The organism is Variovorax sp. GW821-FHT10D07, assembly GCF_059415325.1.
On record NZ_JBWKMZ010000002.1, the window covers coordinates 975773 to 998306 of the forward strand.

At 69.8% G+C, this 22534-nt stretch carries 20 protein-coding genes; 14 read left to right on the forward strand and 6 right to left on the reverse strand.

The window, feature by feature from the left end:
- Nucleotides 1–16: 16 nt before the first annotated feature.
- Nucleotides 17–718, reverse strand: coding sequence for a helix-turn-helix domain-containing protein (locus AC07PU_RS09865; RefSeq protein ID WP_495317081.1), 702 nt, complete (start codon nucleotides 716–718; stop codon nucleotides 17–19).
- 247 nt (nucleotides 719–965) lie between these two features.
- Here AC07PU_RS09865 and AC07PU_RS09870 point away from each other — a divergent pair, with 247 nt between their 5' ends.
- The 14 genes from AC07PU_RS09870 to AC07PU_RS09935 all read left to right on the forward strand — a co-directional run bounded on the left by AC07PU_RS09870 (nucleotide 966) and on the right by AC07PU_RS09935 (nucleotide 18207).
- Complete coding sequence (locus tag AC07PU_RS09870) at nucleotides 966–2132, forward strand: NAD(P)/FAD-dependent oxidoreductase (protein WP_495317083.1); 1167 nt, start codon at nucleotides 966–968, stop codon at nucleotides 2130–2132.
- A gap of 57 nt (nucleotides 2133–2189) precedes the next feature.
- Nucleotides 2190–3641 (forward strand): M81 family metallopeptidase, encoded by a 1452-nt coding sequence (locus AC07PU_RS09875; RefSeq protein WP_203204995.1) that lies wholly within the window; start codon nucleotides 2190–2192, stop codon nucleotides 3639–3641.
- A gap of 62 nt (nucleotides 3642–3703) precedes the next feature.
- Entirely contained in the window at nucleotides 3704–5290 is a 1587-nt protein-coding gene (locus AC07PU_RS09880) for an ABC transporter substrate-binding protein (protein WP_093349074.1), read from the forward strand.
- A 33-nt stretch (nucleotides 5291–5323) separates the two neighbouring features.
- Nucleotides 5324–6259 carry an ABC transporter permease gene (locus AC07PU_RS09885; RefSeq protein WP_296730357.1) on the forward strand — a complete coding sequence of 312 codons (936 nt, stop codon included), beginning with the start codon at nucleotides 5324–5326 and terminating at the stop codon, nucleotides 6257–6259.
- A gap of 26 nt (nucleotides 6260–6285) precedes the next feature.
- Nucleotides 6286–7191: an ABC transporter permease gene (locus tag AC07PU_RS09890; RefSeq protein WP_495317267.1), complete on the forward strand. Its 906-nt coding sequence runs from the start codon at nucleotides 6286–6288 to the stop codon at nucleotides 7189–7191.
- A gap of 13 nt (nucleotides 7192–7204) precedes the next feature.
- Nucleotides 7205–8263, forward strand: a complete 1059-nt coding sequence (locus tag AC07PU_RS09895) for an ABC transporter ATP-binding protein (protein ID WP_495317087.1) — start codon at nucleotides 7205–7207, stop codon at nucleotides 8261–8263.
- Nucleotides 8260–9246 (forward strand): ABC transporter ATP-binding protein, encoded by a 987-nt coding sequence (locus AC07PU_RS09900; RefSeq protein ID WP_495317089.1) that lies wholly within the window; start codon nucleotides 8260–8262, stop codon nucleotides 9244–9246. The genes AC07PU_RS09895 and AC07PU_RS09900 overlap by 4 nt, the downstream gene beginning before the upstream one ends.
- Nucleotides 9247–9280: 34 nt before the next feature.
- Nucleotides 9281–10735, forward strand: coding sequence for an N-acyl-D-amino-acid deacylase family protein (locus tag AC07PU_RS09905; RefSeq protein ID WP_296781629.1), 1455 nt, complete (start codon nucleotides 9281–9283; stop codon nucleotides 10733–10735).
- A 222-nt stretch (nucleotides 10736–10957) separates the two neighbouring features.
- A complete protein-coding gene (locus AC07PU_RS09910) occupies nucleotides 10958–11497 on the forward strand; it encodes a MarR family winged helix-turn-helix transcriptional regulator (protein WP_495317092.1) in 540 nt (179 codons plus the stop codon).
- A 6-nt stretch (nucleotides 11498–11503) separates the two neighbouring features.
- Entirely contained in the window at nucleotides 11504–13099 is a 1596-nt protein-coding gene (locus AC07PU_RS09915; RefSeq protein WP_296781627.1) for an ABC transporter substrate-binding protein, read from the forward strand.
- 112 nt (nucleotides 13100–13211) lie between these two features.
- Entirely contained in the window at nucleotides 13212–14153 is a 942-nt protein-coding gene (locus AC07PU_RS09920; protein ID WP_093349056.1) for an ABC transporter permease, read from the forward strand.
- A gap of 32 nt (nucleotides 14154–14185) precedes the next feature.
- On the forward strand, nucleotides 14186–15133 hold the full coding sequence (locus tag AC07PU_RS09925) for an ABC transporter permease (RefSeq protein WP_093349054.1): 948 nt from the start codon (nucleotides 14186–14188) through the stop codon (nucleotides 15131–15133).
- Nucleotides 15130–16764: a dipeptide ABC transporter ATP-binding protein gene (locus AC07PU_RS09930; RefSeq protein ID WP_296781626.1), complete on the forward strand. Its 1635-nt coding sequence runs from the start codon at nucleotides 15130–15132 to the stop codon at nucleotides 16762–16764. The genes AC07PU_RS09925 and AC07PU_RS09930 overlap by 4 nt, the downstream gene beginning before the upstream one ends.
- Nucleotides 16765–16821: 57 nt before the next feature.
- Nucleotides 16822–18207 carry an amidase gene (locus tag AC07PU_RS09935; RefSeq protein WP_495317096.1) on the forward strand — a complete coding sequence of 462 codons (1386 nt, stop codon included), beginning with the start codon at nucleotides 16822–16824 and terminating at the stop codon, nucleotides 18205–18207.
- 12 nt (nucleotides 18208–18219) lie between these two features.
- On the opposite strand, the gene AC07PU_RS09940 is transcribed toward AC07PU_RS09935, so the two are convergent.
- The 5 genes from AC07PU_RS09940 to AC07PU_RS09960 all read right to left on the reverse strand — a co-directional run bounded on the left by AC07PU_RS09940 (nucleotide 18220) and on the right by AC07PU_RS09960 (nucleotide 22378).
- Nucleotides 18220–18453 (reverse strand): hypothetical protein, encoded by a 234-nt coding sequence (locus AC07PU_RS09940; RefSeq protein WP_203204985.1) that lies wholly within the window; start codon nucleotides 18451–18453, stop codon nucleotides 18220–18222.
- A gap of 117 nt (nucleotides 18454–18570) precedes the next feature.
- Nucleotides 18571–19542 carry a ZIP family metal transporter gene (locus AC07PU_RS09945; RefSeq protein WP_495317098.1) on the reverse strand — a complete coding sequence of 324 codons (972 nt, stop codon included), beginning with the start codon at nucleotides 19540–19542 and terminating at the stop codon, nucleotides 18571–18573.
- Nucleotides 19543–19666: 124 nt separating this feature from the next.
- On the reverse strand, nucleotides 19667–20578 hold the full coding sequence (locus AC07PU_RS09950) for a dienelactone hydrolase family protein (protein ID WP_495317100.1): 912 nt from the start codon (nucleotides 20576–20578) through the stop codon (nucleotides 19667–19669).
- A 142-nt stretch (nucleotides 20579–20720) separates the two neighbouring features.
- Nucleotides 20721–21464 carry an aspartate/glutamate racemase family protein gene (locus AC07PU_RS09955; RefSeq protein WP_495317102.1) on the reverse strand — a complete coding sequence of 248 codons (744 nt, stop codon included), beginning with the start codon at nucleotides 21462–21464 and terminating at the stop codon, nucleotides 20721–20723.
- Nucleotides 21465–21490: 26 nt separating this feature from the next.
- Nucleotides 21491–22378, reverse strand: coding sequence for a transporter substrate-binding domain-containing protein (locus AC07PU_RS09960; RefSeq protein WP_093349038.1), 888 nt, complete (start codon nucleotides 22376–22378; stop codon nucleotides 21491–21493).
- Nucleotides 22379–22534 lie beyond the last annotated feature (156 nt).

Here is a 22534-nt window from a genome sequence, read left to right on the forward strand (position 1 = left end):
CGAGGTAGTGCCACCCTCAAGCCTTGCCTGCGCGCCCAATCCTCTTCTTCGCCACCGCCTCCACCTCCGGCGCCTCCCGCGCCGACTTCATGTGCCCGCTCTCCCCGATCGTCATCCCCACGATCTTCGCCAGCTGCCGGCTCACGCTGATGTACGCATGCCCGAGCCGGCTGTCGAAATAGAGCGAATCCCCCCGCCCCAGCCGCACCACCTCGCCGTTGTCGAAGTGCACCTCGATCTCGCCCGAGAGCACATAGGCGAACTCCTCGCCCGAGTGCCGCACGAAGTCCTCGGGGCCGTGGATGCGCCGCGCGTGCACCACGCCGACGATGGGGCTCATCTGCTTGCCGGCGGCAGTGGTGCCGAGGAACTCGTAGGCGATCGATAGGCCGCGGTACACCACGCCCTTGCCGGCGCGCGTGACGACGGGGCCGTCGAACTGCGCGGGCTTGACGCCGGCGCCCGCGAACATGGCGTTCATGTCCATGTCGAGCGCGCGGCCCAGGGCGGTGAAGTTCTCGTAGCCCAGCGCGAGCTGGCCGCGCTCGGCGCGCGAGATGGTGGTGATCGACACGCCCGAACGCTCGGCCAGTTGCGCCAGCGTCCAGCCGAAACGCTTGCGCGCGGTGCGCAGGCGATAACCGAAAGTGGTGCGGTCCAGCGTGGGCGCGGCCTCCTTCGGCTTCGCCGCCTGCTTGGTCCCTGTATGTGGATTCACGCTTGGCTCTCTCTTGTGATGCGCAGGATTCTGCCAGTCCATCCGCCGCCCCTCCACCGCCGGGCCGCCGCGGCCGGGCCCGGAATTTGCGTATGCGCAAATTGCAAGTACGCAAATTTCACCGCCATGGTGCAACGAACGTCCTGGGCCCCTCGCCGCGTCCTCACTCTGCACGAGACGACGTCAAAGGAACTCAGGGCTTTCGATAATTTGCGGATACGCAAATTTGTTCCTACACTCCGCCGCGATGACAACGACCGAACACACCACCGCCACCGCCGACTTCCTCGTGATCGGCGGCGGCATCGCCGGCGCCTCGGTGGCGCACTGGCTCGCGCCGCATGCCCGCGTGATCCTGCTCGAACGCGAGAACCAGCCCGGCTACCACTCCACGGGCCGCTCGGCGGCGCTGTTCATGGAGAGCTACGGCACGCCGCAGGTGCGCGCGCTCACGATGGCCAGTCGGGCCTTTCTCGAGAACCCGCCGCCGGGCTTCGCCGAGCATCCGTTGCTGACGCCGCGCGGCGCGATGATGATCGCGGGCCCAGGCCAGGAGGCGCAGCTCGAAGAACACTGGCAGGTGCTGCAGGGCATGCCCGGCGATCCGCGCCGGCTCAGTGCCGACGAAGCGCGCGCGATGGTGTCGGCGCTGCGGCCCGAGCAGGTGATCGGCGCGGTCTACGAACCCGATGCGGCGGACATGGACGTGCATGCGATCCACCAGGGCTATCTGCGCGGCATGCGGCGCGCGGGCGGGCAGCTGGTGTGCGATGCGGGCGTGACGGCCATCGAGCGCGTGGGCGACGTCTGGCGCGTGCAGGCCGGCGGGCGCAGCTACGAGGCCCCGGTGCTGCTCAACGCGGCGGGCGCCTGGGTCGATACCGTGGCTCGACTCGCGGGCGTGCCGCCCATCGGCATCGAGCCGCGCCGGCGCTCGGCCTTCATCTTCGCGCCGCCCGAGGGCGAGGCCGCGACGGCCGCGCGCTGGCCCATGGTGTTCGGCGCCGACGAGGACTGGTACATCAAGCCCGACGCCGGCATGCTGCTCGGTTCGCCGGCCAATGCCGATCCGGTGGAGCCGCAGGACATCCAGCCCGAGGAGCTCGACATCGCGATCGCGATCGACCGCATCGAGCAGGTGACCACGCTTTCGATCCGCCGCCCCACGCGCACCTGGGCCGGCCTGCGTTCCTTCGTGGCCGACGGCGACCTGGTCGGCGGCTTCGATCCCGAGGCGCCGGGCTTCTTCTGGGTCGCGGCGCAGGGCGGCTACGGCATCCAGACCTCGGCCGCGATGGGCGAGGCCTGCGCGGCGCTGGCACGCGGGCTGCCGCTGCCCGAGCGCATCGCGGGCTTCGGGCTCACGGCCGAGATGCTCGGGCCGCAGCGGCTGCGCAGCAAGGTCGCGGCCTGAGGCGCGGCGCCCCTTTTCCTTCCTTCTTCCCTCCACCCCGAGAACAAGAGAAACCCCATGCGTGTCTTCAGTGCCTCCCTCGCCACCGAAACCAACACCTTCGCGCCCATGCCCACGGGCCTGGCCTCGTTCAAGGACCGCGGCTACTTCCCCGCCGGCAAGCATCCCGAAGCGATGACGCTGTTCTCGGGCCCGCTGTGGGCCGCGCGCATCCGCGGCAAGGAGCGCGGCTGGACGCTGTTCGAAGGCATGGTGGCCGGCGCGCAGCCCAGCGGCACGACCACGCGCCACGCCTACGAGACGCTGCGCGACGAGCTGCTGGCCGACCTGCGCGCGGTGCTGCCGGTCGACATGGTGCTGCTGGGCCTGCACGGCGCGATGGTGGCCGACGGCTACGACGACTGCGAGGGCGACCTGCTGAAGCGGGTGCGCGAGATCGTGGGCCCGAAGGTGGTGATCGGCGCCGAGCTCGATCCGCACAACCACCTCACGCCCGAGATGGTGGCCAACGCCGACCTGATGATCTCGTTCAAGGAGTACCCGCACACCGACGTGCTCGAACGCGGCATGGAGCTGGTCGACATCTGTGCGGCGCAGGTCGAGGGCAAGGTGAAGCCGGTGGCCGCGATGGTCGACTGCGACATGATCGTGACGGTCCACACCTCGCGCCAGCCGGCGCGCGGCTTCGTCGAGCGCATGCAGTCGCTCGAGGGCAAGGACGGCGTGCTCTCGGTCTCGCTCACGCACGGCTTCTCGTGGGGCGACGTGCCCGAGATGGGCACCAAGCTGCTGGTCTACACCGACGGCGATGCGGCCAAGGCACAGGCCCTGGCGCGCCAGCTGGCCGACGAGGTGATCGCGATGCGCGACGCGCTCACGGTCCCCTACCCCGGCATCGACGCCTCGCTCGACGCGGCACTGGCCTTCGACGGCGGCCCGGTGGTGCTGGCCGATGGCGCCGACAACCCCGGCGGCGGCGCGGCCAGCGATTCGACCTTCATCCTGCGCCGCATGGTCGAGCGCGGCATCACCAACGCGGCGCTCGGCCCGATGTGGGACCCGATCGCGGTGCGCATCGCCTTCGACGCGGGCGTGGGCGCCAAGCTCACGATGCGCATCGGCGGCAAGATCAGCCCGCTCTCGGGCGACCCGATCGACCTCGAGTGCACGGTGAAGGCGCTGCAGCGCGACCTGGTGATGACCGGCCTGGCGGGCACGCCGGTGCTGATGGGCGACAGCGCGCTGGTGGAAGCCAACGGCATCGAGATCGTGCTGATCACGCTGCGCAACCAGGCGATGGGCACCGACCTCTTCACGCAACTGGGCTGCGACCTGGCGGCCAAGAAGATCGTGGTGGTGAAGTCCTCGCAGCACTTCTATGCCTCGTACTCGAAGGTCGCCAAGCACGTGATCTATGCGGGTGCGCCGGGCGCGGTCACGCTCGACCTCAGCACCCTGCCCTACCGCAAGGCGCGGCTGCCCAAGTGGCCGATCGGCGCCACGGCCTGACGCCTCGTTTTTTCTTTCTCCCTCGTTCCCTTCCCTTTTTCCTCAGCCCACGGAGTTCCGCGATGACTTCACCACGCCGCCTTCTCGCCGCCTGTCTCGGCGGACTCGCCCTCGCCACGGCGAGCCTGCACGCGCCGGCCCAGCAGCAGCCCAAGACGCTGCGCGTGGTCGCGCATGCCGACCTGAAGATCCTCGACCCGACCTTCACCACGGCCTACATCTCGCGCAACTTCGGCTACATGGTCTACGACACGCTGTTCGCGCAGGACGCGAACGGCAAGCCGCAGCCGCAGATGGTCGAGAAGTACAGCACCTCGAAGGACGGCAAGCAGTGGAGCTTCACGCTGCGCCCGGGCCTGAAGTTCTCGGACGGCAGCGCCGTGACCTCGGCCGACGCCATCGCCTCGCTGCAGCGCTGGGCCGCGCGCGACAGCCTGGGCCGCGCGATGGTGGCCAGTGGCGCGGAGTGGAAGGCGGTCGATGCCCATAGCTTCACGCTCACGCTGACCGAGCCCTTCGGCATGGTGCTCGACGGGCTGGCCAAGCCCTCGGGCTTTCCGCCGGTGATCCTGCCCGAGCGCATCGCGAAGATGCCGGCCACCGCGCCTTTGACCGAGGTCGTGGGCTCGGGCCCGTTCGTCTTCAAGCGCGACGAATGGGTGCCGGGCAACAAGGCGGTGTTCGTGCGCAACACCAACTACGTGGCGCGCAGCGAGCCGCCGAGCGGCCTCTCGGGCAGCAAGAAGACCAGCTTCGACCGCGTGGAGTGGCTCTACCTGCCCGACGCCAACAGCGCGGTCGCGGCGCTCAAGCGCGGCGAGGTCGACCTGGTCGAGCAGCTGCCGCCCGACTACATCGCGCCGCTGCGCACCGACAGCAACGTGAAGATCGGCTCGGGCGGCGCCTACCAGGCCTTCCTGGTGATGAACCAGCTGCACGCGCCCTTCAACGACCCGAAGGTGCGCCAGGCGCTGCTGCAGGCGGTGAGCCAGGAGCGCTTCGTCGCGGCCATGGGCTATCCGCTCGACATGCGCATGAGCTACTGCGCCACCTACTTCATCTGCGGCAGCCCGAACGAGACCGCGGCCGGCGCCGAGCCCTTCCGCAAGGCCGACGTGGCCAAGGCCAAGAAGATGCTGGCCGACGCCGGCTACAAGGGCGAGAAGGTGGTGCTGCTGGTGCCCAGCGACGTGCCCTACCTCAACGCCGAGGCGCTGATGGCCGCGCAGACCATGCGCAGCATCGGCCTGAACGTCGACGCGCAGACGATGGACTGGGCCTCGATCGGCGCGCGCCGCGCCAAGCGCGATGCGCCCGAGGCCGGCGGGTGGAACATGTACGTGACGGTGGCCGGCGAGTTCGACGCCAACTCGCCGATCGCCAACGCCTACCTGAGCGCGGCCTGCGGCAACAGCCTGCCGGGCTGGCCCTGCGACAAGAAGCTCGACGAGCTGCGCACGGCCTGGCTCAAGGAGACGGTGCCGGCCAAGCGCAAGGAACTGCTCGACGCCTTCCAGTCGCGCGCCTACGAGGCCGTGCCCTACATCAACGCGGGCCAGTACTCGGCCGCGTTCGCCGCGCGCTCCAGCCTCAAGGGCGTGGACAAGCTCTGGGCCGGCATGCCGACGGTCTGGATGCTCGACAAGTAAGCCCTCCTCCCCAGCCACGAGAACCTCGAAGCCATGGGCTACATCCTCCGTCGGTTCCTCTCGACGCTCCCGGTCATGGCGGTGGTCGCCGTGGTGGTGTTCCTGCTGATCCACCTCTCGCCCGGCGACCCGGCCGCGCTGATCGCGGGCGACCTCGCCACCGGCGAGGACATCGAGAAGCTGCGCGCCGCGCTCGGCCTCAACCTGCCGCTGTGGCAGCAGTTCGCGCTGTGGCTCGGCCGGCTCGCCACCGGCGACCTCGGCACCTCGATCTTCACGCAGGTGCCGGTGTCGCAACTGCTCGGGCAGCGGCTCGAGCCCACGGTGTCGATCGCGCTGCTCACCATGGCGATCACGCTGGTGGTGGCGGTGCCGCTGGGCACGCTCGCGGCCTACCGCGCCGGCACCTGGATCGACCGGCTGGTGATGCTGTTCGCGGTGCTGGCCTTCTCGGTGCCGGTGTTCCTGGTCGGCTACCTGCTGATCTACGCCTTCGCGATCCAGCTGCCGTGGTTCCCGGTGCAGGGCTATGTGCGCTTCGGCCAGAGTCCGACCGACTGGCTGCTCGGGCTGGTGCTGCCGTGCGTGAACCTGGCGCTGGTCTACATCGCGCTGGTGACGCGCATGACGCGCGCCACCGTGCTCGAGGTGCTGCACGAGGACTACATCCGCACCGCGCGCGCCAAGGGCCTGGGCGTGCTGCCGGTGCTGGGCCATGCGCTGCGCAACGCTGCCATTCCGATCGCCACCACGGTGGGCGTGGGCATCGCGCTGCTGATCGGCGGCGTGGTGGTCACCGAGACCGTGTTCGCGATCCCCGGCGTGGGCCGGCTGGTCATCGATTCGGTGCAGCGCCACGACTATCCCGTGATCCAGAGCGTGCTGCTGCTGTCGGCCGGCGTGTACGTGCTGATCAACCTGCTGATCGACCTGAGCTACCGCTTCTTCGATCCGCGCATCCAGTACTGAACCGCGCCATGTCCACCGTACTCCCCATGAGCGACAGCGACACGCACCCAACTTCGGCCAGCACCCCGGCCAGCACCGAGGCCGACATCGTGCCCTTCGTCCCGCCGCGCTTCCGCTGGCTGCGCAAGCACCCGACGCTGATCGTCGGCCTGCTGCTGCTGCTGGCGGTGGCCGCGCTGTCGATCGCCGCGCCCTGGATCGCCACCCACGACCCGCAGGACATCGACCCGCTGGCGCGCATGCAGACGCCCTCGGCCGAGCACTGGTTCGGCACCGACGCGCTGGGCCGCGACGTGTTCAGCCGCGCGGTGTGGGGCGGCCAGGTGTCGATGATCGTCGGCGCCTCGGTCGCCGTGCTGGCCACCGTCTTCGGCATCGTGCTGGGGCTGCTGGCGGGCTTCGTGCGCCGCATCGACGGCTTCGTGATGCGCGTGATGGACGGGCTGATGGCGATCCCCGGCATCCTGCTGGCGATCGCGCTGATGGCGGTCACGCGCGCCAGCCTCACGACCGTGATCGTGGCCATCACCATTCCCGAGATACCGCGCGTGGTGCGGCTGGTGCGCTCGCTGGCGCTCACCTTGCGCGAGCAGCTGTTCGTGGAAGCCGCGCATGCGGTGGGCACGCGGCTGCCGACCATCCTGTGGCGCCACGTGCTGCCCAACATGGTGGCGCCGCTGATCGTGCAGTCGACCTTCGTCGCGGCGGCCGCGGTGCTGACCGAGGCGGCGCTGTCCTTCCTCGGCGTGGGCGTGCCCGCGCAGACGCCGAGCTGGGGCAACATGATGGCCGAGGGGCGCAACTTCGTCGCCGTGGCCTTCCACATCATCCTGTACCCGGGCCTGCTGCTCGCGGCCACGGTGCTCGCGATCAACCTCGTGGGCGACGGGCTGCGCGACGCGCTCGATCCGCGCCTGGCGCGCCAACTCTGAGGGACGACGCCCCATGACCACTCCCCTGTCCCGCGTCGCGCTCGCGACCGGCGAGCCGCTGCTCGAGGTCGACGCGCTGCGCACCCACTTCCACACGCTGGCCGGCGTGGTGCGCTCGGTCGACGGCGTGTCGTACACCGTGCGCGCCGGCCGCACGCTCGGCGTGGTCGGCGAATCGGGCTGCGGCAAGAGCGTGACCGCGCTGTCGATCCTGCGGCTGGTGCCCACGCCACCGGGCCATCACGCGGGCGCGGTGCGGCTGCGCGGCACCGACCTGATGCAGCTGAGCGAGCGCGAGATGCGCCAGATCCGCGGCAACCGCATCTCGATGATCTTCCAGGAGCCGATGACCTCGCTGAACCCGGTGCTGACCGTGGGCCGGCAGATCGCCGAGACGGTGCAGCTGCACCAGAAGGCCAGCCGCGCCGAGGCGCTGCAGCGCGCGGTCGAGATGCTGCGGCTGGTGCAGATCCCCGAGCCCGAGCGGCGCGTGAACGAGTACCCGCACCAGCTCTCGGGCGGCATGCGCCAGCGCGTGATGATCGCGCTGGCCCTGGCCTGCAACCCCGAGGTGCTGATCGCCGACGAACCCACGACGGCGCTCGACGTGACGATCCAGGCGCAGATCCTCGACCTCATCAAGCGGCTGCAGAAGGAGCTGGGCATGGGCGTGGTGATGATCACGCACGACCTGGGCGTGGTGGCCGAGAGCTGCGACCGCGTGGTCGTGATGTACGCGGGCAGGAAGGTCGAGGAGGCCGAGGTGGTCGAGCTGTTCGACCGGCCGCTGCATCCCTACACGCGCGCACTGATGGCCTCGATGCCCGCGATGAACACCGCGAGCGCGCGGCTCACCGAGATCCCGGGGCTGGTGCCGGCCGCGCACGAACTGGGCCGCGGCTGCGCCTTCGCGGCGCGCTGCGCCTCGGCGCGCGAACGCTGCCGGCACGAGACGCCGCGGCTCACGCGCCAGGGCGATGCGAACGACGCCGACGGCGGCCACGTGGTGGCCTGCTTCGCGGTGCAGGAAGGCTGGGCCACGGCTTCGGTCGAACAGGAGGTGGAGGCATGAGCACGACGACGACCGAGGCCACGCCGCTGCTGCGCGTGCACGAGCTGCGCAAGCACTATGTTTCGCCCAAGCGCTGGCTGCGGCCGGCGCGCCCGCCGATCCAGGCGGTCGATGGCGTGTCGTTCTCGGTGGCGCGCGGCGAGACGCTCGCGCTGGTCGGCGAATCGGGCTGCGGCAAGACGACCACCGCGAAGTCGGTGCTGCGTCTGGTGGAGCCGAGCGCGGGCTCGGTGCAGCTCGACGGCGAAGAGCTGGTGGGACTGTCGCCCTCGCAGATGCGCCAGCGCCGGCGCGACCTGCAGATCATCTTCCAGGACCCCTACGCCTCGCTCAATCCGCGCCTGACCGCGGGCGAGATCGTGGCCGAGCCGCTGCGCAACTTCGGCGGGGCCGACGCGGCCGCGCGCGAGGAGCGCGTGCGCTGGCTGTTCTCGCGCGTGGGCCTGCGGCCCGAGGCGGCGAAGAAGTACCCGCACGAGTTTTCGGGCGGGCAGCGCCAGCGGCTGGGCATCGCGCGCGCCCTGGCCTTGCAGCCCAAGCTGATCGTCTGCGACGAGCCGGTGTCGGCGCTCGACGTGTCGGTGCAGGCGCAGGTGGTGAACCTGCTGATGGACCTGCAGGCCGAATTCGGCATCGCCTACCTGTTCGTCGCGCACGACCTCGCGGTGGTGCGCCACATCAGCCACCGCGTGGCCGTGATGTACCTGGGCCACATCGTCGAGATCGCGGACCGCGACACGCTGTTCTCGGCGCCGCGCCATCCGTACACCGAGATCCTGCTGTCGGCGGTGCCGGTGCCCAACCCGCGCACGCCCGCCAGGCGCATGCTGCTGCAGGGCGATCCGCCGAGCCCCGCGAACCCGCCCTCGGGCTGCCGCTTCCACACCCGCTGCCCGATGGCGCAGGCGGTGTGCAAGGAGCAGCAGCCCGCGCTCACGCCGCGCGAGGCCGAGGGCCATCTGGTGGCCTGCCATTTCCGCTGAACACGCACTCACAACAGACAAAGGAAAGAACGCGATGTCGAACCCCACCCACCACGACCTGCTGATCCGCGGCGGCACCGTGATCGACGGCACCAAGGCGCCGCGCTTCGAGGCCGACGTGGCCATCTCGGGCGGACGCATCGCCGCCATCGGCAAGCTCGAGGGCCATACGGCCGACCAGGTGCTCGACGCCACGGGCCGCATCGTGGCGCCGGGCTTCATCGACTCGCACACGCACGACGACCAGGCGGTGCTGTCGCAGGCGCAGATGCCGTTCAAGGTGTCCCAAGGCGTGACCACGGTGATCGCGGGCAACTGCGGCATCAGCGCCGCGCCGCTGCGCGAGGACATGGACCTGCCGATGCCGCTGAGCCTGCTCGACTCGCCGGTCGAGGGCCGCTTCACCACCTTCGCCGCCTACCTCGACGCGCTGCGCGCCACGCCCTCCTCGGTCAACGTGGCGGCGATGGTGGGCCATTCGACGCTGCGCGCCGTGACCATGGCCGACCTCGACCGCCCCGCCACCGCGAGCGAGATCGCGGCCATGCAGGCGCTGGTCGAGGAAGCGATGCAGGCCGGTGCCATCGGCCTGTCGACCGGCACCTTCTACCCGCCCGCGGTGAAGGCCACGACCGAGGAGATCATCGAGGTGGGTCGCCCGCTCACGTCGCGCAAGGCGCTCTACGTGACCCACATGCGCGACGAGGCCGACCGCGTGATGGAATCGCTCGAGGAGACCTTCGCCATCGGCCGCGCGCTCGACATCCCGGTGGTGGTGTCGCACCACAAGGTGCAGAACGTGCAGAACCACGGCAAGACCAAGGTCACGCTGCCCTTCATCCAGGAGGCGATGAAGCACCAGTGCATCGGCCTCGACTGCTATCCCTACACGGCCGGCTCGACCATGATCCGCACCGACCGCGGCATGATGGACGGCCGCGTGCTGATCGCATCGAGCGTGCCGCATCCCGAATGCGCGGGCCGCGACCTCAAGGACATCGCGGCCGACTGGGGCGTGTCGGGCGAGGAGGCCGCCAGGCGGCTGCAGCCCGGCAGCGCGATCTATTTCATGATGGACGAGGACGACGTGCAGCGCATCCTCGCCTTCGACGAAACCATGATCGGCTCCGACGGCATTCCACTCGGCGAGAAGCCGCATCCGCGGCTGTGGGGCACCTTCCCGCGCGTGCTGGGCCACTACAGCCGCGACGTCGGCCTGTTCCCGCTCGAGACCGCGGTGTGGAAGATGACCGGCCTCACGGCGCGCAACTTCGGCCTGCACGAGCGCGGCACGCTCAAGCCCGGCCACCACGCGGACGTGGTGGTGTTCGATGCGAAGACCGTGCGCGACACCGCGAACTACCAGGAGCCGACGCAGGCGGCCGAAGGCATCGAGGCGGTGATCGTGAATGGCGCGCTGACCTGGCGCGATGGCGCGCACAGCGGGGCGCGAAATGGGCAGGTGATCGTGCGGCGCGACGCGGCCTGATCCGATACGCCTGCGGGTGCACCGGGCGCTGCGCCGGTGCGTCCGGCGCACCGGATCGGTGATGCCCGGGCGCGGGCGCGACGGTCCGCCGCCTCCCTTTTCCACGGATTTCCCTCGGAAGTCCCCGTCCTAGGGGATTTCCCTCGCCATCTGGCCCGGAGCTTGCGTAGGTCGCCTAGATAGTTGAACATTTCAACTATTGAAGATTTCTCCTACAAGCTCATGCACGCCCCGCTGCAACTCAAGACCGACTACCTCAACGTCCTGATGGACATCGCCTCGGAGCGCACGCGCGACCGCGGCTCACGGGTCTACGAGGTCGAGCTCGGGATCTCGATCCGCGACGTGCGCCTGCTGCGCATGATCGGCGGCGCGCCCGGCATCACCATCGGCCAGCTGGTGCAGACCTGCGGCATCGAGAAAACGCTGGTCTCCAAGCTGGTGAGCTCGCTGGTGCAGCGCCAACTGGTGGAGCGCCACGTCGGCACCGAGGACGCGCGCCAGATCTGCCTGTGCCTGAGCGAGACCGGCCTCGACATGGTGCTGCGTGCCGAGCCCCTCGGCCACGAGATGGAGTTGCGCTTCCTCGACACGCTGAGCGCCGCGGAGGTCGACAGCCTGCACCGCATCCTGCGCAAGCTCATCGACTCCGAGGAGCGCACGCGCGACATCTTCGAATTCCTGCTGCAGCAACTGCGCGAGAGCAAGGAATCGTTGCCCGCCCCCGTTCCTCCGTCCTCCGCTCCCTCCCGAAAGAAGTAAGGCTCCATGGCACTCCATCTCTCGCCGCGCCACGCCGCGGCAGCCGCCCTGTCGGCACTGGCCCTGACCTTCGGCGCCGGCGCCGGCGCCGAGACGGTGCTTCGCACCGTGCCCTCGTCCGACCTCAAGATCCTCGACCCGATCTGGACCACGGCGAACATCACGCGCAACCACGGCCTGATGATCTACGACACCCTGTTCGCGATGGACGAGAAGGGTGCGATCAAGCCGCAGATGGTCGACAAGTACAGCGCGAGCGCCGACAACAAGGTCTGGACCTTCACGCTGCGCCCGGGCCTGAAGTTCCACGATGGCGCGCCGGTCACCTCGCAGGACGTGATCGCCTCGCTCGCGCGCTGGGCCAAGCGCGACACGCTGGGCCAGAAGATGTACGAGGCCATGGACAGCATCGCGGCCGAGGGCCCGAACGGCTTTCGCATGAGCTTCAAGCAGCCCTTCGGCGTGGTGCTCGACGCGCTCGGCAAGCCCAATCCGCTGGTGCCCTTCATCATGCCCAAGCGCGTGGCCGAGACGCCGGCCGACCGGCAGATCGAGGAGATGATCGGCTCGGGCCCCTTCACGCTCGCCAAGGAGGACTTCCGCCCCGGCGACCGCATCGTCTACCGCAAGAACACGGCCTACGTGCCGCGCAAGGAACCGGCCTCGGGCCTGGCCGGCGGCAAGGTGGTGCACGTGGACCGCGTCGAATGGGTGCTGCTGCGCGATCCGCAGACGCAGGCCAACGCGCTGCTCAACGGCGAGGTCGACATGCTCGAGACCGTGCCCAGCTCGGGCTATGCCGGCATGCGCACCAACGAGAAGATCGAGCTGGTCGACGTGATGCCCGCGGGCCCCTACACGGTGGTCTACAACCACAAGGTGCCGCCCTTCGACAACCCGAAGGCGCTGCGCGCCGCGATGCTCGCCATCAACCAGGAGGCACTGCTGCGCGCCCAGGCCACCTTCCGCGACTTCTACAAGCCCTGCATCTCGATCTACCTCTGCGGCTCGACCTATGCGAGCGACAAGACCGGCTTCTACACCGGCAAGCCGCAGTTCGAGGAAGCGCGCAAGCTGCTCAAGGAATCGGGCTACGACGGCAAGCCCGTGGTCATCCTGCTGCCGGGCGACTCGCCCGCGCTGAACAAGCTGCCGGCGGTGTATGGCCAGCTGCTCAAGCAGGTCGGCTTCAACGTCGACGTGCAGACCACCGACTGGGCCACGCTGGTGACCCGGCGCACCAAGAAGGACCTGCCCGAGAACGGCGGCTGGAACGCCTTCATCACCTTCTGGGGCGGCGTGGATGCAAGCAGCCCGATCGGCTACAGCCCGCTGACCGGCAACGGCGACCAGGGCTACTTCGGCTGGCCCACGGTGCCCGAGCTCGAGACGCTGAAGTCGAAGTTCATCGCCACCACCGACCTCGCGCAGCGCAAGGAGATCGCGACGCGGATCCAGCAGCTGGTGCTCGACAACGGCGTGCTCGCGCCGCTGGGCGAAGTCAGGGCGCCCACGGCCGTGCGCCGCGGCGTGATCACCGGCCTGCTGCCCTCGCCGGGGGTGCTGTACTGGAACGTGCAGAAGAAGCAGCCGCCGCAGTAAGCGCCGCCTCCCCGTCCCTTCGTCGCTCCTGACCGGCTGCGCCCCCGCGGCAGCCGGGCGGGCCCTGTCACGCCAGCGCCGGGTGCCCGGCGCTCATTCACCGGAGCTCTCCATGCTCAACTTCCTGCTGCGCCGCGGACTGGCCACTGCGCCCGTGCTCCTGATCGTGGCCGTCATCGTCTTCCTGCTGCTGCGCATGACGCCCGGCGACCCGGCCGCCGCCATCGCGGGCGACGCGGCCAGCGCGCAGGACATCGCGCGCATCCGCATGCAGCTCGGGCTCGACGAATCGATCCTGGTCCAGTTCGCCCGCTGGCTCGGCCAGGTGCTGCGCGGCGACCTCGGCCATTCCTTCTTCTACCGCATGAGCGTGACCGACCTGATCGGCCAGCGGCTCGAACCCACGCTGTCGATCGCGGCCGTGACGGTGGTGCTCACCGTGCTGATCGCGCTGCCGCTCGGCGTGCTGGCCGCATCGCGGCGCGGCGGCCGGCTCGACCGCTTCATCATGGGCGCATCGGTGCTCGGCTTCTCGGTGCCGGTGTTCGTGGCCGGCTACGCGATGATCTGGCTGTTCTCGATGCAGCTCGGCTGGCTGCCCTCGCAGGGCTACAGCCGCATCGCCGATGGCGTCGGCCCCTGGCTGCGCAACCTGGTGCTGCCCTGCATCACGCTGGCCGTGATGTATGCGGCGCTGATCGCGCGGGTCACGCGTGCCTCGGTGTCGGAAGCGCTGACCGAGGACTATGTGCGCACCGCGCGCGCCAAGGGCATTGCCGAATGGCGCATGCTGCTGCGCCACGCACTCGCCAACGCGGCGGTGCCGATCGCCACCGTCATCGGCCTGAGCGTGGCCGGCCTGATCGGCGGCGTGGTTGTCACCGAGACCATCTACGCGATTCCCGGCCTGGGCCAGCTCACGGTCGACGCCGTGCTCTCGCGCGACTACCCGCTGATCCAGGGCATCACCCTGTTCTTCTCGCTGGTCTACGTGGTGGTGAACCTGCTGGTGGACCTGAGCTACCTGCTGCTCGATCCGCGCATCCGCTACTGACGACCTCCCGCCCTCTCATCGAAAGCCTCGCCATGACTTCGATCTCCCTGCCCGACGACGCCATCGGGCCCGACACCGCCGCGCCCCCACCGCGCCCGCGCTCCGCATCGCGCCGCCTGCTCGCCAACGGCGCGGTGCGCATCGGCGGCGCGCTGCTGCTCGCGATGCTGCTGCTGGCCGTGGCCGCGCCCTGGCTGCACACCATCGATCCCAATGCGATGGACCCCGCGAGCTCGCACCTGCCGCCGGGCGCGCGCGCCGAGTTCGTGACGCTCGCGGGCGACAGCTTCGTGCGCTTCTTCCCGCTGGGCACCGACAGCATGGGCCGCGACCTCTGGAGCCGCACGGCCTACGGCGCGCGGATCTCGCTGTCGGTGGGCGTGGCGGTGGCGCTGGGCTCGGTCGCGCTCGGCCTGGTGGTCGGCATGGTCGCGGGCTACTTCCGCCGGCTCGACGGTTTCATCATGCGCGTGATGGACGGGATGATGGCCATCCCCGGCATCCTGTTCGCGATCGTGCTGGTGGCCGTGTGGCGGCCCAGCCTGCTGACCGTGATCCTGGCCATCGTGGTGCCCGAGACGCCGCGCGTGGCACGGCTGGTGCGCTCGGTGGTGCTGTCGGTGCGCGAGGAGCCCTATGTCGAGGCCGCGGTCGCGCTCGACACGCCGACCTGGAAGCTGATGCTGCGCCACATCCTGCCGAACACGGTGGCACCGCTGATCGTGCAGGGCACCTTCATCTGCGCGGCCGCGATGCTGGTGGAGGCCGTGATGTCCTTCCTCGGCATCGGCCTGCCTTCGGACGTGCCGACCTGGGGCAACATCATGTCCGAGGGCCGCACGCACTTCACCTCGCATCCCTCGACCGTGCTGCTGCCGGGCGCCTTCCTCGCGCTCACGGTGCTGGCCGTGAACATGCTCGGCGACGGCCTGCGCGACGCGCTCGATCCCAAGTTCAACCAGCGCGGAGGCCGGGCATGACATCCAGCGTCGCTCCCTCTTCCGTCGCGCCCTGCCTCTCGGTGCGCGACCTCGCCATCGACCTGCCGGCCGGTGCCGACCGCGCGCATGCGGTGCACGGCATCTCCTTCGACGTGATGCCGGGCCAGGTCGTGTGCCTGCTCGGCGAATCGGGTTCCGGCAAGTCGGTGATCGCGCAGGCCGCGATGGGCCTGCTGCCGGCCTCGCTGCGGCCCTCGGCCGGCTGCATCGAGGTGCAGGGCGAGAACGTGCTGGCGGCCGACGCGAAGCGGCTGCGCGCACTGCGCGGCGCGCGCATGGCGATGGTGTTCCAGGAGCCGATGACCGCGCTCAACCCGGTGATGCGCTGCGGCGCGCAGGTCGACGAGATCCTGGCCGAGCACACGGCACTGAAGGCCGCCGAGCGGCGTCGGCGTGTGCTCGAGATCTTCGAGCGCGTGCGGCTGCCCGAGCCGCAGCGCATCTATGACGCCTATCCGCACCAGCTCTCGGGCGGGCAGCGCCAGCGCATCGTGATCGCCATCGCGCTGATCCTGCGCCCGGCGCTGCTGATCTGCGACGAACCCACTACCGCGCTCGACGTGACCACGCAGGCCGAGATCCTCGCGCTGATTCGCGAGATGCAGCAGGAGAACGGCACCGCGGTGCTGTTCATCACGCACGACTTCGGCGTGGTGGCGGACATCGCCGACCGCGTGGTGGTGCTGCAGCTCGGCCGGCAGGTCGAGAGCGGGCCGAAGGACGAGGTGCTGCGGCGCCCGAAGGAGGCCTACACGCGCATGCTGCTCGCGGCGGTGCCGCAGCTCGCGCCGGTGCAGCGCCCGCCGGTCGACCGGCAGGCGCCGCTGCTCGATGCGCGCGGCGTCGGCAAGGTCTACCGCAGCGGCTCGTGGCCCGGCAAGCGCCGCGCGGTGCATGCGGCGGCCGACGTGTCGCTGCGGCTGCATGCGGGCGAGACCGTGGGCATCGTGGGCGAATCGGGCTCGGGCAAGTCGACCGTGGCGCGCTGCATCGCGCGCCTGATCGAACCCACCGACGGCGACATCCGCGTGCCCGGCATCGCGCAGCACGGCGGCCGTGCGGAGCGCTCGGCCTTCCGCCGCCTGGTGCAGGTGGTGTTCCAGGATCCGAACCGCTCGCTCAATCCGCGCCGCACCGTGGGCCAGTCGATCGTCGAGGGGCCGGTGAATTTCGGCGTGCCGCACGACCAGGCCTGGCAGCGCGCCGAGGCGCTGATGGCGCTGGTGCGGCTCAGGCCCGAGGTACTGCATCGGTACCCGAGCGAGTTCTCGGGCGGCCAGCGCCAGCGCCTGTGCATCGCGCGCGCGCTGGCCTGCGAGCCGCGCGTGCTGATCGCCGACGAGGCCGTGTCGGCGCTCGACGTGTCGGTGCAGGACCAGATCCTCAAGCTGCTGGCCGAGATCCAGCAGCGGCTGTCGATCGGCATCCTGTTCATCACCCACGACCTGCGCGTGGCCAGCCAGATCTGCGACCGCCTGATCGTGATGCACAAGGGCCGCATCGTCGAACAGGGCACGGCGCGGGAGGTGCTGCTGTCGCCGCAGGAAGCCTACACACGCACGCTGCTGGCCGCCGCGCCGGGCCAGGGCTACGCCTTCGGGCGCGGCTGAGCGCCGTCACGCATGACCACCCCGCCCCACTCATCCATCCACAAGGAGACCGAAGACATGACCACACCGCTGCACGAGATGAGCGCCCTCCAGTTGCTTGAGCACTACCGCGACCGCGTGCTGTCGCCCGTCGAGGTGACGCAGGCCGTGCTCGCACGCATCGAGCGCTGGGAGCCGAGCATCCGCGCCACCTACGCGCTCGACGCCGAGGCCGCGCTCGCGGCGGCCCGCGCTTCCGAGGCGCGCTGGGCCCAGGGCCGGCCGCAGGGCGCGCTCGACGGCGTGCCGATCACGCTGAAGGAGAACATCGGCACGCGCGGCACGCCCAAGCCGGTGGGCAGCGCCGCGACCGTGCTCGCGCCCGAGTCCTCGGACGCCCCCGCGGCCGCGCGCGTACGCGAAGCGGGCGCGGTCATCGTCACCAAGACCACGATGCCCGACTTTGGCTTCCTGGGCGCGGCGCCCTCGAGCTTCCATCCGCTCACGCGCAATCCGTGGAACCTGGCGCACAACACGGGCGGTTCGAGCTCGGGCGCCGGTGCCGCGGCGGCCGCCGGCTACGGCCCGCTGCACCTGGGCACCGACATCGGCGGCTCGGTGCGCATCCCCGCGAGCTTCTGCGGCGTGTTCGGCCTCAAGCCCAGCCATGGCCGCATTCCCGTCGACCTGCCCGCGGCCGCGCGCGTGATCGGCCCGATGACGCGCACCGTGGCCGATGCCGCGCTGCTGATGCAGGTGGTGTCGCAGCCCGACGCGCGCGACTACATGAGCCTGCCGCCGAACGACATCGCGTGGCACCAGCTCGAGCGCAGCGTGAAGGGCCTGCGCATCGGCCTGTGGACCGAGACCATGGGCGGCTGGCCGATCGATGCGGAAGTGAAGGCGGCCGTGCTGGCGGCCGCGCGCCTGTTCGAGCAGGCCGGTGCCATCGTCGAGCCGCTGGTCGACTGGACCACGCCCGAGCTGCGCCTGGGCATGGCGCATTTCTTCACCATGCGCTGCCGCGTCGACCTGGCCGCGATGGCGCCCGAGCGCGCGAAGCTGGCGGCCAACTACATCCACCATGCCGCCGAGTTCGCGGCCTCGCTCACGCCCGAGGACGTGTTCCTGTCCTTCACGCGCATGCAGGCGCTGCACGCGGCCACCGTGGCGGCCACGCAGCCTTTCGATTTCGTGCTGTCGCCGGTGTCGCCAGGGCTGCCGTTCGCGGCCGAGGCCATCAACAGCGGCTCGCAGAACCTGCTCAAGGATTCGCACTTCACGTCGGTGTTCAACCAGTCGGAACAACCGGCCGCATCGATCAACTGCGGCCATTCGAAGAGCGGCCTGCCGATCGGCCTGCAGATCGCGGGGCGGCGCTTCGACGATCTGGGGGTGCTGCAGATGGCGCGGTTCTACGAGTCGGTGCGCCCGCAGCAGGCGGCCTGGCCGGAGCCGGCCTGACCGGGGCCCGGTTCAGTCGGGCGCGTTCATCACCCGGTCGAACTCCTCGTCGGCCGGCACGTTGTCGGCATCGAGCTCGCTGGCATCGGTGAGGTCGATGCCGGTTTCCTCGGACAGGGAATCGGCGGCCTCCGCGTCGACGGCATCGAAGTCGTCCTCGGGCAGGCCGTCGGCATCGAGGTCCTCGTCGACTTCCTCGGGGATCGGCGCGGGGCGCGCGCTGGTGACGGCGGCTCGGGTGGTCATGGTCTTTTCCTCACGGATGGCTGGGCGAAGCAGGCCCCTATGTTGCGCCGATTTCGCGTCATCCGGAAGACGGTGCGGGTGACGGGACGTATCGCCCGCCCGCACCTGTTCAAACAATCAGTTCTTGTTCGCCTCGGGCTTGGCCTCGCCTTCGTGCGCATGGTCGTGGTCATGCCCTTCCTCGTGCGCATGCGCCGCGTGGTTGTGCCCGTGATCATGGCCATGCTCGCCGCTGTGCGCGAGCCGGCTCACGCCGGTGACCAGCACGATGCCCGCGATCAGCCAGGCGATCTGCCCCAGGGTCTGGCGCATCGGCAGGCGCTTCTGCAGTTGCGGGATCAGGTCGGCCAGCGCGACGTAGACGAAGCTGCTGCCGGCCAGCACGAGGAAGTACGGCAGCCAGCCATGCAGCTGGTCGACCAGCCACCAGCCGGCGATGCCGCCGAGCATGGTCATGGTGCCGGCCAGCGACACCTTCACGAGCGCGGCGCGCTGGTTGGCCGAGCTCTGGCGCAGCACCACGAGGTCGCCGATGTGGTGCGGCACCTCGTGCGCGAGCACGGCGAGGGCGGCGACCAGGCCCAGGCGCAGGTCGGCGATGAAGGCCGAGGCGATCAGGATGCCGTCGCCGAAGCAGTGCACGCTGTCGCCGGTGAGCACGGCCCAGCCGCCGGCGCGCGGGCCGTGGTCATGGCCGTGGTGCGCATGGCCATGGCCGTGCGCGTGGTCGTGGTGGCCGTGGTTGTCGTAGATCGGGCCGAGCTGCGCCGGCTGCCCGGCGGTGTCGCCGCCATGATGGTGCTCGTGCCCGTGGTGCCACAGTTCGGCCTTGTCGAGCAGGAAGAAGAACACCACGCCGAACAGCAGCACCGCGAACAGCAGCGCGGGCTCGATGCGGCTTTCGAAGGCCTCGGGCAACAGGTGCATGAAGGCGGTGGCGAGCAGTGCGCCCGCCGCCAGGCTCAGCAGGTGCTGCGGATTCACGCCGCCCGAGCCGCTGCGCACGCCCACGCGCAGCAGCAGCGCCGCGAGCCACACGCTGCCGATGCCGGCGACCAGGGTCGCCAAGATGATCACTATCAAGTTCATAGCTGCTTACGCAATAAGGACGCCCGATGCGCCCAGTTCCATTCATTAAAAGCAAAAAGGCCGCCCCTTGCGGGGACGGCCTTCGGCGGAAGCTGGCTCTGGGGTCGTCCTGGGCGCTGATCGCTCAGGCGACGCCGTTGGCTTTGAACCAGGCGGTGGCTCGCTGCCATCCGTCGTCGGCCGCGCTCTTGACGTAGCTGGGACGGTAGTCGGCATGGAACGCATGGCCTGCTTCGGGATACACGACGAAGCTCGACGCCTTGGCAGCCGGAGAGCCATTTGCCAGGGCCGATTTCATCTTATCAACGGTGTCAAGGGGGATGCCCTGGTCTTTTCCGCCGTAAAGGCCGAGCACCGGCGCCTGCAGGTTGGCGGCGATGTCGACCGGGTGCTTCGGGTTCAGCTCGCTGGCCTGGCCGACCAGCCGGCCGTACCAGGCGACGCCGGCCTTGACCTTGCCGGTGGCGGCGTAGAGCCAGGTGATGCGGCCGCCCCAGCAGAAGCCGGTGATGCCGGCCTTGGAGGTGTCGCCGCCGTTGGCCGCGGCGTACTGCAGCGCGCCGTCGAGGTCGGCCAGCACCTGCGCGTCGGGCACCTTGCTCACGATGTCGGCCTGCAGCTTGGGAATGTCGGTGTAGCCGCGCGGATCGCCCTGGCGCGCATAGAGCTCGGGCGCGATGGCGAGGTAGCCGAGCTTGGCGAAGCGGCGGCAGGTGTCGGCGATGTATTCGTGCACGCCGAAGATCTCCTGCACCACCAGGATCACCGGCAGGCCGGTCTTGTTGGCCGGCGCCGCGGCATAGGCCGGCACCTCGAAGCCGTTGACCGTGTACTTGATCGGGCCGGCCTTCAGGCCGTCGGCCGGGGTGCTGATGGCGGTCTGCGCCATCACCGGCATCACGGCGGCGGCATAGCCCACGCCGATGGCGGCCTTGAGCGCGGTGCGCCGCGTCGCGCCCTGGTCGGTGCTTTCGCCGGGGCGCAGCGAATCGAAGTCGGATTGCAGGTCGGAACGGCGGTCGTCGAATTGGGGCATGAAGAGGGCTCCAGGTGAGGGATCGTCGGACAAGGGGCAGTGCGGGGCAGATGCGAAAAAACGCACGCCGCAATGTAGGCGATAACGGCCCGTCCTCCCTGTTCGCGGGGTTGATGACCCCGCGCGGAGGCCCTTTTGCCGCTCAGCGCGGTTCGTAGGCCCGGCGCGCCAGCGCCGCCGCCAGCACCTGCGCCGGATCGACCAGCCGCAGCCCCGCCACCGCCGGCGAGCCCGCGAGCCCCAGCGGCACCTCGGTGCAGCCCATGATGATCGTGACCGGGCCGTGGCGCTCGGCCAGCCGCAGCGCGACCTCGGAGAAGCAGCGCTCGGCCAGCGCCATGTCGCCGGCCTTCACGCCCTCGAAGATGCCGCGCGCGATGGTGCGGCGCTCGTCCTCGCTCGGCACGTGGCAGCCGAGGCCGGCCTCGGCCAGCGCCTGCTCGTAGAGGCCGATGCGGTAGGTGCCCTCGGTGGCCATCAGCGCCACCTCGCCCGCGCCCTGCGTCGCCAGGTGCTGCGCGGTCTCGCGCGCCATGTGCAGCAGCTCGACCTGCGGAAAGCGTTCCTGCAGCCGCGCATGCCAGGCATGGGCGGTGTTGCAGGCGATCGCCACCGTGCGGCTGCCGAGCGCCGCCAGCCGGCCCAGCGCCTGCAGCATCGGCTCGAGCGGCTGGTGCGCGCCGTTCTCGGCGCTCGACAGCAGCGCGCCGGTGCGGTCGGGCACCGGCACCTGCGCGAGCCAGTGCTCGGGAAAGGACTGGTCGCGCACCGGCTCGCCGCGCGCGCGCATCTGCTGCGCGCAGGCCTGCACGAACAGGCGCACGAAGTCGGCGCCCGCGGCCGGGCCCATGCCGCCCAGGATGCCTACGACCTGCGTGGAGACCATGTCCTTGTGTCCGATCGCGGGCGTGCTCAGGTCGCCGGCTTGTCGCTGAATTCCTTGAGGTTGTCCTTGAGCTGCGGGCTCATCGGCAGGTTCAGCGGCAGGTTCTTCGGCGGGATCGGCGACATGAACCACTTGGTGTAGAGCTTCTCGAACTCGCCGCTCTTCATCATGCCGATGAAGGTGTCGTCGACCAGCTTCTTGAAGGCCGGGTCGTCCTTGGGCAGCATGCAGGCATAGGGCTCGACCTGCAGCGACTCGCCCACCACCTCGTAGTCGGCCGGGCTCTTCGAGTTGGCGATCAGGCCGAACAGCAGGATGTCGTCCATCGCGAAGGCGACGGCGCGGTCGCTCTCCACCAGCAGGAAGGCGTCGGCGTGGTCCTTGCCGAGCACGATGTTCATGTCGAGGTTCTTCTCGGTGTTGTACTTGCGCATGACCAGCGCGTTGGTGGTGCCGGTGGTGCTGGCCACGGTCTTCTTCGCGAGGTCGGCGTAGTCCTTGATCTTCGAGGACTTCTTCACCAGCAGGCGCGTGCCCGTGTAGAAGTGGTTGACCGCGAAGGACACGTCCTTGCCGCGCGCGGTGTTGTTGGTGGTGGAACCGCACTCGAGGTCGATGGTGCCGTTGGTGATCAGCGGGATGCGGTTCTGCGAGGTCACGGCCATCAGCTGCACCTGCAGGTTCGGCTTGTTGAGCTTCTTCTTCACCGCCTCGACCACCGCGTTCGACATCTCGACCGCGAAGCCGATCGGCTTGTTGGGGCCGTCGAGGTAGCTGAACGGCACCGACGACTCGCGGTAGGCCAGCGTGATCTTGCCGGACTCGGCGATCTTGGCCAGCGTGTCGGCGGCCTGGGCGCCGGTGGCAGCGAGCAGGACCGTGGCGGTGGCGGCCATCAATGCGGAGAGTTTCATGCGTGCCTTCTTCGAGGGAGGTTGAACAGGAGGACCAGTGTAAGAAAGAGTGACTCAGGACGGCAATTCCAATAGCGGGCTGAGCCATACCCAAAGGTTATGGGCAGGGAAAACCCGGGCGGCACCCGATTCCGAAGCGCCGCGGCGGGCATGCCC